A 17821-nucleotide genomic window follows, 5' to 3' on the forward strand; every position below is an offset into this window, starting at 1 on the left:
GAATTACGAATTACGAATTACGAATTACGAATTACGAATTACGAATTACGAATTAGTACGTTGTATCTGAATCAAAATCAAACTGTTACACAAGAACAATGTAATTAGGGCTTTTGGCTTCATACTCAAAATATAATGACCGCCATTGGGATCGCAATGGCCAAGCTACCCCACTGCACCGGAGAAGGTCATGTTCTTAGATAGTTTTCAGGAAAAATTACGCAAACAAGCACAATTATGGAGGGATGAAGGATTAATTAGTTCTTCGCAGTATGAGCAGATAGCAGAACGTTATCAATTTAAAAACCTGGAAGCTGCTGCACGCGATCGCAATAAAGCGATCGCCATCGCGATCGGCAGCATACTTTTATGCTTAGGCATAATTACCTTTGTATCAGGAAACTGGCAGGGAGGATCGCGAGAAGTCAAAATTATTCTGATGATGAGTTTGTTTTTTGCGATCGCCATCACTGGATTTTACACCTGGAGGCCACCTGAAGGAAAGAAGCCAGAACGAAGCAAACGCCTACTGGGAGAAGGATTGTTAATTTTAAGCGCCTTCATCTTCGGTGCAAATTTACTGCTGATGGCCCAGATGTTCAATATCATCGGTTCAGCTTCCCAACTGTTTCTCGCTTGGGGATTCGGTGTTGTGGTCATGGCCTTCAGTTTGTCCTTAAATTCTTTAGGAATTCTGTCAATTGTCCTCGTGGAAATCGGCTACTGGACTGGACTAGAAGACTTCTGGTACGCTTCAGGTGAGTTAACTTGGTCGCGGCTAGTAGTGCAGCATCTGCCTTTGTTGGCATGGCTGGTATTTGTACCCTTAGCCTACTTCTGTCGATCCCGTTGGATTTTTGGTCTAGCAGCCTTTGTTTTTGCTAGTTCCTTACAAGCTAACCTTAATCCTCTGCCACTGCTGAATTATGCTGATATAGCTCCTTGGGTGGCATCTTTTGCTTTTGCACTCCCACCTGCATTATTCTGGAGTTATGATGACTTACTGTTTCCAACGATAAATTACAGATTATTTCAATCTCTAGCCCGTAATTTAGCGTTGGTATGCTTCGGCATCGTCTTTTACGTTTTGTCTTTTCGTTGGGTCTGGGAATCTCCAGATTATAGTTATAATCAGCCAACGAATTTGACAAACTTATTCGAGTCTCTGCCGATTATCGATTTGGGCATTCTCAGCGGCTTGGCGGTATTACAATGGTTGTTTCTACTGCGCCAAAGAAATAACCCTCCGCGCCGCGAAGTGATTTTCACAACTGCCGTCATTAGTACATTTCTTGTCTTTATTGCAATAGTACCTTTTTGGCATCAAACTATTAGCCGGATTGATGAACTTGGCATTTTTATTTTCAATGTACTTCTTGCAACATTAGCCTGGGGACTAATTCAAGAAGGATTGAAATTAAGCAACAGAAGCTCCTTTTGGGGCGGTATGCTGTTAGTAACACTGCAAATTATCAGTCGCGTGCAGGAGTACGACACCGACTTACTTTTTAAGTCGCTAGTCTATGTCCTGTGCGGTTCTGCTTTAATTAGCGCTGGACTATGGTTTGAACGCCGCTTACCTGGTGGTAGCTCTACAAGTAAAAGGTAAGGCAAATTCAGAATGGGCTAAACCCTAGCTATCCGCTAACAGAATTCAGGAGTCAGAATTTAGAAATCAGGAAAAGCCCAACCATCAAGTGATGGACTTTCAATATCGATGATTTCGCCTTGCACTCCTAACTCCTAACTCTTTCTGAAATCTGCCCGTCATCAAAATCTCTGTGCGTCAAAATTTTTAAAGTTTCTCTGCGTCAGTCCTAATCTCGTTACTTTTGAACTCCTCAAGACCTCTGCTTTTTAGGACTACGCTCATGACTAATACCTCTTCTGAATCTAAGAATAAACCCTTGTCTCCCGAAGCCGAATTTTCCAATAAGGTGACTTTTCGGGATTACTTGATTGCTACTGAACAAAAATCGAATAAGCCCTTACCTTTTTGGCGGTTACTTGCTCCCCTGGCGCTGCAAACAGGGCTAATTATGGCAGTACCAGCCCAAGCAGTTTATACAGATGTGACAGGTAAGACGGTGATTTTACAAACCGTACCTGTAGATCCTAACAATGCGATCGCAGGTAACACCTTAGCCTTAGATTACAACATATCCCGTACCTCAAATTTGAGCAGACTACCTGGCTGGCAAACATTAGTCAGCAAAGGTCGGGGAAGTGGCAGAAGATTGCCTGAAGGAACCAATATCTACGTGACTTTGCAAGAGCAATTCTCTACTGATCGCGGTGTTCCGAGAGCTTGGAGACCGTTACGAGTAAGTAGCGATCGCCCCACAACTCTTAGAGCCAACCAAGCAGCCTTAAAAGGTGTTTATCAGGATGGCTCTGTTAACTACGGCTTGGAAACATATTACATTCCAGAAAACCAACGGCAGCAGATTCGGAACGACTTACAAGCCCAACGCGCTCGCAGAGGACAAATACCACCCATTGTGGTAAAAGCGAAAGTAGACCCACAAGGTAAGGCAGTGCCAGTTAGTATGTGGGTGCGCGATCGCAACTATCGCTTTTAAGCTGTTAGGTAAAGCGTGAAAATATGCAAGCTTTGTCTCTAAAGTTCTGAGCGCTGACTTCCGGCGCTCAGAATTTTCTGTTTGTCATTTGTAAATACAAATGACAAATAAAGAAGTTGATTTTAATACTTGAAGCTGAGTTAACACTCTTAGTATTGAGTTGACTTTAAGTTACAGTTACACTTCAAAAACCGTCAACTTGTTATGTACAATCACCTGAGCCGAAAGTTACAAAGCGTCCAGAATTTTTTTATAACCTGCAAATTAGGTTGTTACGCAATCGTTAAAATATAAAGAATACGTAAATAACACTACTTTTATATAAATTTTTCAAAAAAAACATGAAAATGATGTAAAGATTTTTATTAAGTTATAGAAATCTAAGTAAATTTTCGCTATGTAAGTACTATCAGGTTATGATTTAGGTTTCTATTTTCAAATATCGAATATCGAATCAAAGATTATTTTTTGTCATTAACAATCTTAGAGGTTGTTTGAAAAGTCGCAAAATATACTAAAGACCCCTCTCCAAACCTCTTCCCGATACGGAGAGAGGCTTTGAAACTCCCATTCCTTTGTAGGTAAGGGGAGCTAGGGGGTCAGGTTTGGGAGGTTTTGGTGTTAGCAATAATACTTTTCAAACATCCTCTTAGCTCGACTTTATCCATTTTTTTCGCAACGCGATCGCTTAAGCTGAAACCTTTGTAGGACAGTAGTTTTACTTTTTTAACTTCATCTATAATCTGTGACGTGGAAAAAGTATTTGCCAAAAAGCTAGGGTTTTTGCCGGATAAAGAAAGCGAGTTCTTAATTTTGGATAAAGTCGAGCTTAGAGGTTGTTGAAATCGTGACAAAAAATTCGTTAATTAATGCTTGTTAAGTCTACAACTTTCTAGTTCTGACTCTGTGAACTTCTGATCGAATGCCCGATCTCAGAGTTATCTATGAATTCTGACTTAAAGAATTCTTATTGAAAGAGCAAGACTTTCAGGGATTAAAGCTTTATCACACTCAATTGAGGAAATTTTATTATGCCCAGGCTAATTGTTTCTTTTCCCGCACTCATAGGTACTTCTAGTTCCGATTTAGTGGTGGGTCAAGAGGATAATGCATTCCCAGCAATTGGAATTGAGGTTCTAAAAAATGGAGTCATTAATACTCAAGCAGGCAAGGACACTATCAAGGGTAGTGGCACAGGCGGCGACGACTTTGGCAATGCAGGCACTGGCACAGGCATTGCTAACAGTGGCATCATCAATGCAGGGACGGGAGATGATACGATCTCTGGCACAGGCACTGGTGGTTATGAGTATCGATCCTATGTAGCTGGTATAGGTATCTCCAATACTCAGGGTGGCTATATCAATGGAGGAGATGGAAAAGATTTGATCTCCGGTTTAGGGACATACTTTGGTACAGGCATCCAAAACACTCAGGATAGCCGTATTGATGGAGGAAAGGGGGACGACTCTATCTCCGGAACTGGAATTGGAACATTTAGCGGGTTTGCTATAGGAATCTCTAACACTGAGAACAGCGATATTAATGGAGGAGAAGGGAACGATTCCATCTCCGGAAGTGGAACTGGTAGTAATGGAGGAGATGGTACAGGCATCTCCAACAGTGGTGGTAGCGAGATTAGTGGAGGAAAAGGAAACGATTCTATTACTGCTATCGGCAAGGGCAGTAATGCGGACATAGGTCCTTTTGACTCAGACAATGCAGGTAGAGGTATAGGTATCTCCAACAGCAAGGGTAGCGTGATCAATGGAGGGGAGGGAAACGACTTCATCTCTGGCACAGGCACCGGCGGTAAAGGAACCGGCGACACCTTTTTTGGAGAGCTTGGACCCGGTGTAGGTATAGGCATTATTAACAGTGGCATCATCAGTTTAGACGATGGCAACGATACCATCATTGGTACTGGCATTAGTCAAGGCATAGGTATTGTTAATACTAATGGCATTATCTATGGAGGGGCAGGAGATGATACCCTTACTGGGTATGGCGCCAGCATTGGCATCCAAGGTGGCACAATTGATGGCGGAAGCGGTAACGATTACTTCAAAGCCCGTCGAATTGATGCTAGCAGTAATGCTGTTTCAGACCAAGGGGGCGCTATTGCCGATGTCTTGATTAAGGGTGGATGTGGAGCCGACACATTTGATGTTGGTTACGGTAATGCCAAGATTGATGGCGGATCTGGATTGGACAAGCTAATTCTGCCTGATTTCAAAAGTGATTACACCATTCTAGGTAACTCCAACAATTACACCATTAAACGTGATGATTTCACCCTTAATGTCTTAAATGTTGAGCAAATCGTCTTTTTTGGCGCTTCCTCTGCTTTGGGTTCCTAATTGGATAAGGGAAAGCCATCTAGAACAAAAAATCTTTAATTAGGTATATAGACGAATGGCACTAAGAAAAGCATAAATCCTTAATCTAGCTGACTTTTAAGTATAAGGATGTAGGGGTTGCACGGTCAGGAACTAAAAACCAAATAATACTTACAAATCAACTACTTTCTTTACCCTCCTACACCCAGAAAAAGCAAGGGTTTCACTTTTCTCGTGACATTCGTCCTTTTCTCCTCTTTTTTAATTGGCGATCGCACTACAAATTTACTAGTATTTCAAAACACACTGCTAAGGCACAATCAGCACTGGGCAAGGGGAAAGGTTAATCACGCGAGTAGTAACACTATCATCCGCTCCCTCTTCAGTCAAGCCTAGCCCTCGACAGCCCATGATAATTAAATCTGCCCCGATTTCATCAGCGACATCGCAGATCGTAAAAGCTGGTTTGCCTCGCCTTTCCAAGATTTCAGATTTAATTCCTTGCCCAGAAAATAAAGATTGGGCATTTTCCAGCAATTTAGCAACTACCTCTGGCGACACCATCGGATCATCGGCGCTAGGCGCATCTGGAGGCGGTTCTTCTACCACAGACAGCAGCACCAAGCGACTGCTGTACTTTTTGACTACGTTGGTAACAACATCAGCAGCTTCCCGCGTTTCCCGGCTTTGATCGATAGGAAATAATACCGTCTTAAATATATCTGTCACTTGGGTACCCCTGACTCCGGTAAAATCTTGATGGTTCTACTTTCAAAACAATAACAAAAAGGCAATCAGGAGAGTTTGGTGTGTCCAAAAAAAGTTTAGCAAGTTTATCTTCGGCTGATATCTCTGGGAAACGTGCCTTAGTGCGGGTTGACTTTAATGTGCCTGTGGACGATCAAGGCAACATTACCGACGATACTCGCATTCGCGCCGCTCTACCAACCATCCAAGATTTGACGCAGAAGGGAGCTAAGGTCATTCTCACCAGCCATTTTGGCCGTCCCAAGGGTGTGGATGACAAGTTACGCCTAACTCCCGTTGCCAAGCGTCTGTCTGAGTTACTGGGGCAAGAAGTCATTAAAACTGATGACTCCATTGGCGATGAAGTTGCAGCTAAAGTTGGCGCGTTGCAAAATGGCCAAGTGCTGTTACTGGAAAATGTCCGTTTTTACCCAGAAGAAGAGAAAAATGACCCAGAATTTGCGAAAAAATTGGCAGCTAATGCTGATTTTTATGTAAATGATGCTTTTGGTACTGCACACCGCGCTCATGCTTCTACTGAAGGCGTGACTAAATTCCTTAGTCCTTCTGTGGCTGGATATTTGGTTGAAAAGGAATTGGAATATCTGCAAAACGCCATTGAAAATCCCCAACGTCCTTTGGCGGCAATTATTGGTGGTTCCAAAGTTTCCAGTAAAATTGGCGTAATTGAAACGTTGCTGGAGAAGTGCGACAAGCTGATCATCGGCGGTGGGATGATTTTCACATTCTACAAAGCCCGTGGTTTGAATGTTGGTAAGTCGTTGGTGGAAGAAGACAAGCTAGAACTAGCGAAATCTTTGGAAGCTAAGGCTAAAGAACGGGGCGTTACCTTCTTGTTACCCACGGATATCGTATCAGCAGATAAGTTTGCTCCCGATGCTAATGCGACAACCGTCAGCATTGAGAACATCCCCGATGATGGTATGGGTTTGGATATTGGCCCAGACTCAGTAAAAGTTTTCCAAGAAGCTCTTGCAGATACCAAAACAGTAATTTGGAACGGGCCGATGGGTGTGTTTGAGTTTGATAAGTTTGCCGCAGGTACAGAAGCGATCGCTCATACCCTCGCTGAAATTAGCAAAACTGGCACAACTACCATCATTGGCGGTGGCGACTCGGTAGCAGCTGTGGAAAAGGTTGGTTTAGCTGACCAAATGAGCCACATCTCCACTGGTGGCGGCGCTAGCTTAGAGTTACTCGAAGGTAAGGTATTGCCTGGAATTGCAGCTTTAGATGATGCTTAAGAAAATTAGCTCTTAAGCTACTGAAAAAATCTGGTAGTTTTTGACAATTGTATTAAGGGTGCGGTATACCGTACCCTTCTATATTTATTAGCATTTTTAGCAACCATACCACCAAAATTGTGGAGGTAAAAGTGTAATGGCAAGAATTGAAGAAATTTCTGTCAAAAACTATAGGGTTATGCAAAATATTACCCTAAAAGATATCAAACCTTTTTCTGTTTTCCTTGGCCCTAATGGTAGTGGCAAGACTACTTTTTTTGATGTAATAGGTTTTCTTTCAGATTGCCTTACTACTAATGTTCGCAAAGCCTTAGAAAAGCGAGGAATATTTCAAGAAGTCATCTCCCGTGATTGTCAAGGTCAAGAAATTGAAATTGTAATTAAATATCGGGAAGATAATCAATCTCCTAAAATCACCTATACAGTTGCTATTGCTTTACAAAATGGAGCCCCAATTGTTTCAAGAGAAACTCTCAAATGGAAGCGAGGTTCTCGTGGACAACCATTTGATTTTCTGAAGTTTGAAAATGGTGGAGGTGAAGTAATTAGTGGTGAAAATCCCGAAATTAATGACAAAAGAATTCACTATCAAATGGATGACCCCAGTTCCCTGGCTATTAAAACTATAGGTCAGTTATCAGATAACCCACGCATTGCTAGTTTGCGTCGTTTTATTGAGGAATGGTTTCTCTCTTATTTCATACCAGATCAAGCTCGTCAGCTAGCGACTGCTGGTGCAATGGAACATCTTTCTCGTGAAGGAGACAATATTGCCAATGTAGTTCAATACCTTGCTGATGAACATCAAGAAACTTTATCCAAAATTTTGAAGTTACTGGTTAGCCGTGTTCCCCAGTTAGAAAAAGTGGAATCAGAGCCAACGATTGATGGCAGACTAGCTCTTTTATTTAAAGATGCACCTTTTAGTAAACCATTTTTAGCAAGGTTTTCTTCAGATGGTACATTAAAATTACTGGCATATTTAATATTATTAAATGACCCGAATCCTCCTCAATTACTTTGCATTTAAGAACCAGAGAACGGACTGCACCATCGACTGCTTGATTCTTTAAGTGAGGAAGCCCAGGCTTACTCGCAACGCGCACAAGTATTTGTTTCTACCCACTCGCCATTTTTTGTTAACACAATAAAAGATGCTAGACAACTCTGGATTTTTCAACGTGATGAGAAGGGTTATGCAACTGTTACAAGGGCTGACCAAATCCATGATGCTAAACATTTTATAGAATCCCAAGCAGGTTTAGGTGATCTTTGGTCTGAGGGATATTTTAGAGAACTACCTTAGTAGTAGTAGCAATTATGCATATAGAGTTTTTAGTAGAAGAACCTTCAACTGAAGTTGCTTTAAATTTTATTGTCCCTAAAATCATAGGTGATACTCATACGCTGAAAATTCATAACTTTCAAAATAAAGCTAGACTTTTAAAAAGACTGCCTGAGCGGATGAAAGCTTATGCTAACTTTGTGCCCGATGACTGGCGAATCGTGATTCTAGTAGATGAGGATAGATGTGATTGCCAAGAATTAAAGAGCAAACTTTGTGATGCTAGCAGTGTTGTGACTAAACACAAAGGAAATATTGTTCTCCATAGAATTGCTGTAGAAGAACTGGAGTCATGGTTTATAGGTGATGTCACAGCAATTAGGGCTGAATATGAAAAGATTCCTGTTTCTTTATCCCAGCAAGCCAAATTTCGGAATCCAGATACTATCAAAGGTGGTACATGGGAGCAACTAGATAAGATCCTAAAAAAATATGGCTATGAGACAGGTTTACAAAAAATCGACTTTGCTGAGAAAGTTTCTCCGCACATGGATGTAGAAAACAACCTCTCTAAAAGTTTTCAGATTTTTCGAGATCGACTAAGAAACATTGTCAAATAAAATTTATTAATCAGATACTGATTTGTAATAACTTACACAAGTTGGGAAAAACTATGAAAATCAAATGGCTGGAATGGGCACAGAAGTTACAAGCGATCGCTCAAAATGGTCTAACCTATTCTGAAAACCCTTTTGATATCGAACGTTACAAACAATTACGAGCGATCGCCACGGAAATCATGGCGAGTTATTCAAATGTAGAACACAGCTATGTCCTCGATTTATTTAGCCGTGAACTAGGATATGCAACTCCCAAAGTTGATGTGCGAGGAGCAATTTTTCGTGATGATACTATATTGTTAGTCAAGGAACGAGTAGACGGCTTCTGGACTTTACCTGGTGGATGGGCTGATGTTGGCGAGTCACCCAGTGAGGCAGTTGTGAAAGAAGTATATGAAGAATCTGGATATCAAGCACGCGTTATCAAACTCCTAGCAGTCTATGACAGAAACAAACAGGGACATCCACCATTACCATTTTATATCTACAAGCTGTTTTTTCACTGTGAACTTATTGGTGGTTCTCCATCATCAAGTATTGAAACTGAAGAAGTAGGTTTTTTCCCTGAAGGTGCGTTACCAGAACTTTCTCTCGGACGTGTGACACCAGCACAAATAAATCGACTTTTTCAACATTATCGCCAACCAGATTTACCGACAGACTTTGATTAGTAGCCCCTTCAATATTTAATATACTTGGCCAACTTTTTTAGGTAAGATACTACTACAGAAATTTACTATATACACTAATTAACTATATAGTTTGCTTCGATAGTTTACTGCCAAAATAAATGTATAGCAATGACTCAAATTACTCAACAACAGCCAATCCAGCACCACCCAAGACTCGGAGTTGAAGTCCTGCGCGGTTGCAATCTTAACTGCCTCACAAATCTAGAGTCGCGTGAATTAAAAGAATCACTTTGGAAACATGGTGTTGTAGTCGTCAGACAGCAACAGCTTACCGCACAACAATTAAAAGAATTTGCCAAGCAGACTTTTGGTGATTTTATGTTTGGCGGACCTCCGAAAACATTAGATCCTGATATTAGTCCAGACTTACAAAGCCAATATGTTTATATATTGGGCAATCCGAAGGGGCCGATTCCCGATCCAGCCGAGAAATATGCGTGGCAATGGCATCATGATAAAGATGGTCTCCCCAGTACAGAGGGACTAGATATGAACGCACTATATGTTGTGATGCTTTATGGAATACAAGTGCCGGAAGGTGTAGATGGGCAACCTCACACTACCGAGTTCCTTGATATGGTAGAAGCTTACAATAATTTAGATCCTCAACATCAGCAGCAGTTAGAGCAGATGTCGATGTATCACTCGCCACCAATGTTTTCTAAAAAACCCAATGTAGATACTGATATACCGAGGAAACTGCATCCCATTGTGTCCACTCACAAAGTCACTGGTAAAAAGGGATTATATTTAGGTTCAGACACTGCGATCGCAGTTGGTATGGAAGATCGACCAGAAGAAGCAAAACGTTTCTGGGAAGATTTGTTTGCGACTGTTCTAGACTGCACGCCAGTCTACTCCCATGTTTGGCAGCCAGGAGATATTATTTTTTGGGACAACTCACAGGTGATGCACAGAGGTAAACCCTACGATCCAATGAAGCACCAGCGAATTGCGTTGCGTTTAGGTGTAGTAGAGACAGGTTGAAAGACACTATTACAATGTCTAAGCTAGTAATGAAAAGTTTGTAGTAAGCACTTTAGTGCTTAGAAAATTAAAGACTAAAGTCCTTACTACGAACTTGTTTACCTGTCAATTTAAACTTGACAGACTACTAGTACAGCGCGGCGGAAATCAAGCCACCATTTTAAAACTTGCAAAAGCCTTGATATACAAACTTTTGAATGCGTGACTTTTGAATGCGTGACTTCCGCTTTGCGGTACTAGGGCGTTGTCTCAGGAGTTGGTGTAGGTTCAGGTGTGGAGGTTTCTGTAGGCGTGGGTGTGGGTGTTGGCGTTGGCGTGGGAGCTGGTGTTGGCGTGGATGTTTCCGTGGGCGTTGCTGTTGGAAATGGGAGAGGAGTGGGATTTTCCGCTGTAATAGTGAGTTGATAATCTACTGGTTTCGTTGCTGTAGAAACTACGACAAACTCATAAAATCCATTTTCTGGTAATTTAGTTGACAAACTACGCTTGGTAGAATCTTCTAAAAATCGAATTTTCCCAGAAGGTGAATAGACTGATAATAAAACTTGAGAATTTGCTTCTAACTTCAAATCTAGAGATTGGTCTTTGGCAAGTCCAGCAATGAATACTTTACCGCCACCAGGTTGGAGAGTACCGTTGACTGTTTTGCCAGTAGCCCCCGGATCGAAGACAAGTTTCTGGAAAGCGCTACCGCCAAGGATTGCATTGAGTCGATCGCTAACAAATCCGTACCAAACTTGTCCAATGGGCTGACCCTGGAAACTTTTACCCCGCAGCTCAGGAAATACACTGAAGAAAGCCGCATCTCCCAAATCATACAAAGAACGACTACCAACGTTGATTTTGTTGACTTCCACTTTCGTGCGATCGCGTTCAGCAGTTGTGTAAGTTCCCAGTTTTTGGCGTGCATTATTACTCAATGGTGCAAGCTTTTCTAGCAATTCCGAAGCTGTTTTATCCCATTCTGCGCGCAAACTCTCATCTTCAGGGCCATCGCTGAGAGTGCGTCCTCGTAAACTGGGATTTCTGTCCCAAAAAACTTGATTCACCAAGTTCACGTAGAAGTTAGAGTCAATACCCAACTGTTGACGGCGATCGCTTAATCTTTCTTTGCGTTCTCTTTCTGCTGGCGAATATTGCGCTAAAGGATCGGTTGGTTGTTCGCTAGTTGGAGTAGGGCTGGCTGTAGGATTAGGTTCGACTTGCCCGACATCGCGCCTGCCATTCAATCCCCACCAAATTAATCCCACACTACCAACTACTAGCGCCGCCACCAAGAAGGTTTTTGTTGGTGTCCACCAGGAGGAAGCCGGGGAAGATGAGGGATATGAAGGGGTTGGAGAAGGTGGGGGAGGTGGGGAGACGGCGACAGTGGCGGATGTGGGTTGTGGTGGAGTGGGATATTGAGTTGGCGGATAGTTCGCTGGGGGTGAGTTGAGGGCTTGGAGTACTTGACGGGCTGATTGATAGCGATCGCTTGGTCTAGCAGATAGCATTTTATCTAATACCTGTGCCAAATTTTGACTCAGATTAACTTCCCGTCGCCATTGCCAACTGAGAGTGTAGGTATCAATTAATTCTTGGGGCTGTTTTCCTGTCAGTAAAACCAACATTGTTGCGGCCATTGCATACAAGTCGCTGTGGGGAGATACTAACCCTGTTTGCATTTGTTCTGGGGGCGCAAATCCAATTTTACCTAATAAGGTTGGTGCTGGCGGAGGTGCAACCATACCGGGTTGGTAATATTCCGAAGCTACGGTTGCTACTACTTGTTTGACACCGCCAAAATCAATTAAAACTGGCAGTTTGTCAACAGTGCGAAGCATTAAATTATCTGGGGAAATATCTCGATGAATTACTCCTAGAGAGTGAATGTATTCCAACACTGGCAAAATTGAAAGGACAAGAAAGCGTATTTCCGTCTCTGTAAAGCGCAGACCCTGTTGTATTCGGGCATTTAACAAAGAATTGTAAGTTTCCCCTTCTACATAATCTTGCACCAAAAACAGATATTCTTTGCCCCCTAAATTTAGCCGCAGCAGTTCCCGAAAGCGGGGAATTTGAGGATGTTGCAGTTTATAAAGAACACTCGCTTCTCTTTCAAAAAGTTCTTCAGCTTTTTGGACAACGTAAGCGGTTTGAACTTGGGGTGAAAATTCTTTTAAAACACAAAGTTCTCGGAAACGGTTGACATCTTCAGCTAAATAAGTGCGTCCGAAGCCACCTTGGCCAATTTGACGCACAATCGCATAGCGATCGCCTAAAGTCATTCCTGGTTGGATACTATAACTCATGGGCGTATCCAACAAATTTTCACCACACTGGAGACAAAAGCGACTACCTGGGGAATTTTCATGTCCTTTAGAACAATATATTTTTGTCATTTGTCATTTGTCATTTGTTATTTGTTATTTGTCATTTGTTATTTGTTACTCTTCCCCAGTCCCCATTACCCCTTATCCCCAGAGGGGGCCCCACCTTCCCCAATTTCCAGTCGGCTTATTTGCCAGATTGTACTTTACTGACTCGATCGGCTGCGATCGCATACCAAATTTGACCAAAAGTCTGTTGATTGAGTTTCTTACGCTGCTGAGTGGGAAACAACCGATCAAATTTTTCATTTGTGTCTTTGGTCAACTGATCGATTGTATAGTTCCCAAACTGCCCCGATCGCGCTTGTCGTCTCCATGTATCGTAATCTTTTTGACTATAGTTCCCCAATTTCTGACGAACTGCTGTACTCAGGTTAGCCTGTTCTAATTTATCCAATAAATCGTCAGCGATATCAGACCATTCATCTCGTAAACCAGCATCTTCAGGTTTAGATGTCAGGCTACGTCCTTTTAATTCTGGTTTTTTTGTATAAAATAAATCATCTACTGTGCGAATAAAAAATCCTTCAGTAATTTCTAGCTCTTGACGACGACTGATAATTTTCTGGAGGTCGCTATTTTTTCCTTTGTCGCCGGCTGGTTTACCGCTGGGATTGGGAAACTGGGGAATTTGCGGTAATGAAATTGACGGGATAGTAATTGAAGTTACACTCTTAATCACTGCATTTACCACCGCCCAAGCACCTGCGCCAGTTAAGACAACTAAAGCCGTTCCCCCTAAACTCATCACAAAAGGGCGAATCCAAACAGGGAAAGATGCCGGTTTAGCAATCGCTTGCGTTTGCCTCTGGAATCTACTTATAACAGCACTGGCGCGTTGTCTTCCTGGAGCAACTACCATTGTTTTAATCTTGGTGGTAATATAATTACCTGGGGATTTAGTCGCAGTTGGTGATGGTAAATCTCTGAGGATTTGCTCGGCTCGTTGATAGCGATCGCTCGGTCTATAAGCCAGCATCTTTTTTAACACCGCTTCCAGTTGGGGACTAACTTGGATTTGCTTTCCCCATCCCCAAATTCCCTGATAGCTGTCGTATAGTTTCTGCGGTTCTTCACCTGTGAGCAACACTAATATCGTCACCGCCAAAGAATATAAATCACTACTAAAAAATGCTTTACCCTGCCGTAGCTGTTCTTCTGGAGCGTAGCCTTTTTTACCCAGCAAAGTGTTATTTTCAGCCAACTTGGTACGCCAAAAACCTTGAGAAGCTGGCAATTGCTTAACGCCACCAAAATCAATTAGCACTGGCAGATTATCAGAACGCCGCCAGATGAGATTATCGGGAGAGATATCACGGTGAATTACATCTTGTGAGTGGATGTATGATAATACGGGTAAAATCTGTTGCAGGAGGGTGATTACTTCCTCTTCACTAAAGGTTTTTCCTTGACCTTCACGCTGTTCTAATAACTGGTAGTAATTGTCACCATCCACATAATCTTGCACTAAAAAGAAAAAATCTTTAGTGCCTATCTTCACTTGTAGCGAGGCGTGAAAACGTGGAATTTGTGGATGCTGGAGTTTTTTTAGGACATTCGCTTCTCTCTCAAATAACTCTTTAGCTTTTTGTAAATCTTGATTTTCTTGTACTTGGGGTGCAAATTCCTTCAGCACACAGATTTGATGGGATTTATTGATATCTTCCGCCAAATAGGTGCGCCCAAAGCCGCCCTGCCCTAAATGACGGATAATTTGATAGCGATTATCCACAACCTGTCCTACAGCAAGAGGTAATGGTTCACCACAATGAATACAAAAGCGGTTACTACCATTATTTGTGTGTTGTTTACTGCAATAGAGCTGCATGGTGCTGAAGGATAAATTAAGGTTTTATTGAAAGACTACAACGCGCATACCCTCATTTTCGGATATTCTACGAATTACGAATTACGAATTATTTTAACGATGTTGGTTCTACTTAAGGATAAATAAGCAAGCGTCATGAACGGCAAATTAAGACAGCAGGAAGTAATTAAAGCATTTGAAAATTTTTTGTCTACCCCTCTAGAAACGATACTGCAACGGCATCTCAACACTCAAATTCCGTCAGCTTTGAGTTTATTTTACGATGTGGCGGCGAATGTACCAGCCTACAAGGCGTTTTTAGCAGAAAGGGAAATTAATCCCGCGACTATTCAAACCTTGGAGGAGTTTCAGAAATTACCAGCGATCGCTAAACAAAATTATATACTGCGTTATCCTCTAGCTGACTTGTGCCGTAACGGACAACTCCAAGAGTGCGACATGATAGCTGCTTCTTCAGGTTCTAGTGGTAAACCGACATTTTGGCCTCGTTTTTTCACAGATGAACTCCAAATCGCCACACGCTTTGAACAGATTTTTCACGATAGTTTCTATACAGACACCAGACGTACCCTAGCAGTGATTTGTTTCACTTTAGGCACTTGGGTAGGTGGGATGTTTACCACTAATTGCTGTCGTTATCTTGCTAGCAAAGGTTATCCTATCACTGTAATTACTCCTGGTAACAACAAAGAAGAAATCTTGCGAGTTGTGCAGGAACTAGGCTCAGGTTTTGAGCAAGTTGTGTTATTGGGATACCCGCCATTTTTAAAAGATGTAATTGATACTGGTATCGCTCGTGGTATGGAGTGGCAGCAATATCAGATTAAATTAGTGATGGCGGGAGAAGTATTTAGTGAAGAATGGCGGAGTTTGGTTGGTGAGAGAGTTGGTTCGCGAAATCCTTGTTATGATTTTGCATCACTCTACGGCACTGCGGATGCTGGAGTTTTGGGTAATGAAACACCGTTAAGTATCTGTATTCGCCGTTTTTTGGCAGAAAATCCCGATGCAGCTAGAGCTTTATTTGGGGAATCGCGTTTACCCACACTAGTACAATACGATCCTTTAACTCGCTTTTTTGAAGTTCAAGATGGCGGATTGCTGTTTTCGGGAGATAACGGTATTCCTTTAGTCCGTTATGACATTTTGGATACTGGCGGGATAATTAGTTATGATGCCATGCTGCAATTTTTAGCAGAATGGGGATTTGATGCTGTTGCGGCGTTACAGAATGAGAGTCATAATTCAGAATTCAACACTCCAAACTCAGAACGGGCTAAACGCCCCGCTACCGCTAACAGCACTCAGCACTCGCCTAGAGGTATTCATCAGCTACCTTTCGTTTATGTCTTTGGGCGTTCTAACTTTACAGTTTCTTACTTTGGTGCAAATATCTATCCAGAAAATGTAACGGTGGGATTAGAACAACCAGTAATTCAAGAATGGGTGACGGGTAAATTCGTGTTGCAGGTGAAGGAAGATTCAGATAAGAATCGATTTTTATCTGTAGTTGTAGAATTAGCAGTAGGGGTAGAGGGTAGTGAAGATCAAAGACTTGCGATCGCATCTTCTATTCTTTCACAATTGTTACGCTTAAATAGCGAGTTTGCTAATTATGTTCCCGCAGAATATCAAACACCACAGGTTACATTAGCGCCAATGGGTGATTTTGAATATTTCCCCATTGGGGTGAAACATCGTTATACCCGTCAATAGGGAATGGGACAATGAATCAATTCAAAATTCAAAATTCAAAATTCAAAATTAAATACAGCCACGCCACTTGCGGGTGGGGTTTCTACCTGCCTTGGGAAATAAGGATTTTTTTGCGCCACTTGCGGGCAAGGTTTTGAACAAGTGCTTTTTTCATAAATAGTTTTCAGTTATAGCAGGGGACTGGGTTTAGAGTGAAGTATAAAAGCTAGTACAGCATGGCGTAAATAAACATACCATCCAAAATGTCTGAAAAGCTTAATTCACAAACCTTTTGACTTTTGACTTTTGACTTTTGACTTCCGCCTTGCGGTACTAGTTGCTTCTATCATCTCCAGCGATCGCGGCATAATAAAAACTAAACCTTAAAATTCTCAGCCAAGCAAGGTCAGTATCCAGTTGAGCGTTTTATGTTTAATTAGGTTGACTTACTTATAGCCATCAATCACAAACCCAAATGCGATTCCTACTGTAAGCTTTACAAAGTATACATTTCCCCAACTCGTGAGTTGAGCCTACAATCTAAAAAAGCAAGTTATCTGTAATCTCTATGGAAAAGCTCAATATTAAAGAAGAAGCTCGAAAGCTAATTAATAATCAACTAATTTAGTTCCCTGAAGGAAATTCCCCTTTGGGTGCAATCGCTACTCACAAAACCAACTCAGTTTCCAACTTATCTCATTAAAGCTTGAAAACCTGCTTGTACAAAATGCTGATCAAAAGTTAAAGCTTGAGAGACTTCAGCTTGCTTCATAACTACAAACGAAATACAATCAACTAAACCCCATGCTTTATCTTGATGGGTTTTGTAAACTGTGAATGCTTGTGCGAATAATTCTGGAGTGAGTCGCACAATTTCCACTTCATCTGAGCCAAAGAAATGCTCGATAATTTCAACAGCCTCATTTTTGTAGTTACGAGCTAGTGCATTACCAATTTCTAAAAGTACTGCATCAGTTGTAATTAAGAGTTGAGTTTCTAAGCTATCGGCTAATTCGGAGGCTCGCTGGTGATATTGGTCACGCTGATTAATTAGTGCTACCACAAATAACGTATCAACAAAGATTTTATTTATCACCCTCATCCTTAACTAGATAAGAATCAAGATTGCTAGCGAAATCCTCTGGAGCATTTATCTTGATTTGTTTCATTTTTGACATGAAAGTCGGTTTTTTCAGATGTTGTTTAGATTGGGTAAAATCTTTGATTAAAAGATATAGTTCATCTAGATATTCTTCGTTAAGGCTATCAATTTCAGCATGAATTTTGTCTTTTGCAGTCATTTCTACCTTTCCTGTAAATACCATACTCATTGTAACTTTTAAGATAAAGGAAGAGCGATCGCACCTCCACAAACCCAAATGCGATCGCCCTCCCAAACCAATCAAGCA

The 17821-nt window shown here is 41.7% G+C and carries 13 protein-coding genes and 1 pseudogene; 9 read left to right on the forward strand and 5 right to left on the reverse strand.

All coding sequences use genetic code 11. From position 1 onward, the window contains the following. Positions 1–190 precede the first annotated feature (190 nt). The 3 genes from HWQ58_RS05500 (at position 191) to HWQ58_RS05510 (ending at position 4942) form a co-directional block, all read left to right on the forward strand. Complete coding sequence (locus HWQ58_RS05500) at positions 191–1609, forward strand: DUF2157 domain-containing protein (protein WP_292858828.1); 1419 nt, start codon at positions 191–193, stop codon at positions 1607–1609. Between the two features lie 262 nt (positions 1610–1871). Further along, on the forward strand, positions 1872–2582 hold the full coding sequence (locus HWQ58_RS05505) for a GDYXXLXY domain-containing protein (protein ID WP_292858830.1): 711 nt from the start codon (positions 1872–1874) through the stop codon (positions 2580–2582). Between the two features lie 1031 nt (positions 2583–3613). Next, positions 3614–4942 carry a hypothetical protein gene (locus HWQ58_RS05510; protein WP_292858832.1) on the forward strand — a complete coding sequence of 443 codons (1329 nt, stop codon included), beginning with the start codon at positions 3614–3616 and terminating at the stop codon, positions 4940–4942. A 288-nt stretch (positions 4943–5230) separates the two neighbouring features. Here HWQ58_RS05510 and HWQ58_RS05515 read toward each other — a convergent pair whose 3' ends face one another. After that, on the reverse strand, positions 5231–5641 hold the full coding sequence (locus HWQ58_RS05515) for a universal stress protein (protein ID WP_292858888.1): 411 nt from the start codon (positions 5639–5641) through the stop codon (positions 5231–5233). A gap of 89 nt (positions 5642–5730) precedes the next feature. On the opposite strand from HWQ58_RS05515, the gene HWQ58_RS05520 reads away from it, so the two are divergent. The 5 genes and pseudogenes from HWQ58_RS05520 (at position 5731) to HWQ58_RS05540 (ending at position 10517) form a co-directional block, all read left to right on the forward strand. Further along, a complete protein-coding gene (locus HWQ58_RS05520) occupies positions 5731–6933 on the forward strand; it encodes a phosphoglycerate kinase (protein ID WP_292858834.1) in 1203 nt (400 codons plus the stop codon). Between the two features lie 136 nt (positions 6934–7069). Beyond that, positions 7070–8239 (forward strand): annotated as a pseudogene (locus HWQ58_RS05525) (AAA family ATPase). Between the two features lie 14 nt (positions 8240–8253). Further along, a complete protein-coding gene (locus HWQ58_RS05530) occupies positions 8254–8838 on the forward strand; it encodes a DUF4276 family protein (RefSeq protein ID WP_292858837.1) in 585 nt (194 codons plus the stop codon). 53 nt (positions 8839–8891) lie between these two features. Next, positions 8892–9509 carry an NUDIX hydrolase gene (locus tag HWQ58_RS05535; RefSeq protein WP_292858840.1) on the forward strand — a complete coding sequence of 206 codons (618 nt, stop codon included), beginning with the start codon at positions 8892–8894 and terminating at the stop codon, positions 9507–9509. Positions 9510–9638: 129 nt separating this feature from the next. Further along, positions 9639–10517 carry a TauD/TfdA family dioxygenase gene (locus HWQ58_RS05540; protein ID WP_292858843.1) on the forward strand — a complete coding sequence of 293 codons (879 nt, stop codon included), beginning with the start codon at positions 9639–9641 and terminating at the stop codon, positions 10515–10517. Between the two features lie 236 nt (positions 10518–10753). Here the strand turns inward: HWQ58_RS05540 and HWQ58_RS05545 are convergent, their stop codons facing one another. Both HWQ58_RS05545 and HWQ58_RS05550 read right to left on the reverse strand, forming a co-directional pair. After that, on the reverse strand, positions 10754–12901 hold the full coding sequence (locus HWQ58_RS05545) for a serine/threonine-protein kinase (protein WP_292858845.1): 2148 nt from the start codon (positions 12899–12901) through the stop codon (positions 10754–10756). A 115-nt stretch (positions 12902–13016) separates the two neighbouring features. After that, complete coding sequence (locus HWQ58_RS05550) at positions 13017–14717, reverse strand: serine/threonine-protein kinase (protein ID WP_292858847.1); 1701 nt, start codon at positions 14715–14717, stop codon at positions 13017–13019. Positions 14718–14852: 135 nt separating this feature from the next. Between HWQ58_RS05550 and HWQ58_RS05555 the strand changes: the two genes are divergently transcribed. Continuing rightward, a complete protein-coding gene (locus tag HWQ58_RS05555) occupies positions 14853–16433 on the forward strand; it encodes a phenylacetate--CoA ligase family protein (RefSeq protein WP_292858850.1) in 1581 nt (526 codons plus the stop codon). A gap of 670 nt (positions 16434–17103) precedes the next feature. Here HWQ58_RS05555 and HWQ58_RS05560 read toward each other — a convergent pair. Both HWQ58_RS05560 and HWQ58_RS05565 read right to left on the reverse strand, forming a co-directional pair. Beyond that, positions 17104–17514 carry a PIN domain-containing protein gene (locus HWQ58_RS05560; RefSeq protein WP_292858853.1) on the reverse strand — a complete coding sequence of 137 codons (411 nt, stop codon included), beginning with the start codon at positions 17512–17514 and terminating at the stop codon, positions 17104–17106. After that, the coding region (locus HWQ58_RS05565; RefSeq protein WP_292858856.1) for a hypothetical protein at positions 17498–17821 on the reverse strand (324 nt) is incomplete at its 5' end. The genes HWQ58_RS05560 and HWQ58_RS05565, both read right to left, overlap by 17 nt.

It is taken from the genome of Nostoc sp. LPT (genome assembly GCF_017115165.1).
Taxonomy (GTDB): Bacteria; Cyanobacteriota; Cyanobacteriia; order Cyanobacteriales; family Nostocaceae; genus Nostoc.